Annotated in this window: 1 protein-coding gene; it reads left to right on the top strand. The window is 70.9% G+C overall.

From position 1 onward, the window contains the following. Positions 1-467 (top strand): GTP cyclohydrolase I FolE (gene folE, locus EAD98_RS00250; protein WP_121652111.1); only part of this gene is annotated, 467 nt, incomplete at its 5' end. Positions 468-621 lie beyond the last annotated feature (154 nt).

The raw sequence follows: 621 nt of genomic DNA, 5'->3' as shown, positions 1-621 counted from the left end.
TCGCCCGGGCGTACGCCGAGCTCTTCGCCGGCCTGCGGGTCGACCCGGCCCAGGTGCTCAGCACCACCTTCGAGGCCAACCACGAAGAGCTGGTGATCGTCCGGGACATCGACGTGATGAGCCTCTGCGAACACCACCTGCTGCCGTTCCGCGGCAGCGCGCACATCGGCTACATCCCCGGCCCGGACGGACGGATCACCGGCCTGTCCAAGCTGGCTCGGCTGGTCGAGGTCTTCGCCCGCCGGCCGCAGGTGCAGGAGCGGCTCACCTCGCAGGTCGCCGACCTGCTGATGAGCAAACTCGCCCCGCGCGGCGTCGTCGTCGTGCTGGAGTGCGAGCACATGTGCATGGCGATGCGCGGCATCCAGAAGTCGGGTGCCCAGACCATCACCTCAGCGGTGCGCGGCATCCTGCAGACCGACTCCAAGTCGAGGGCCGAGGCGATGGCGTTGATCATCCCCCGCTGACACCCGGACGCGTCAACGGCCGGCCGACCCACCCCGGGACGGCCGGTCGTCGCGTCAGCCGGCCAGCAGGGCCAGCAACAAGCCGGCCGTGACCAGCACCGCCGGCACCAGGCACACCAGCGCCCCGAAACGCACCGTGCGGTCCAGCCGCTCG

Source organism: Micromonospora sp. CV4 (assembly GCF_003667455.1).
In the GTDB taxonomy this organism is placed as follows: domain Bacteria; phylum Actinomycetota; class Actinomycetes; order Mycobacteriales; family Micromonosporaceae; genus Micromonospora.
This window is presented reverse-complemented; position numbering and strand designations above follow the sequence as displayed.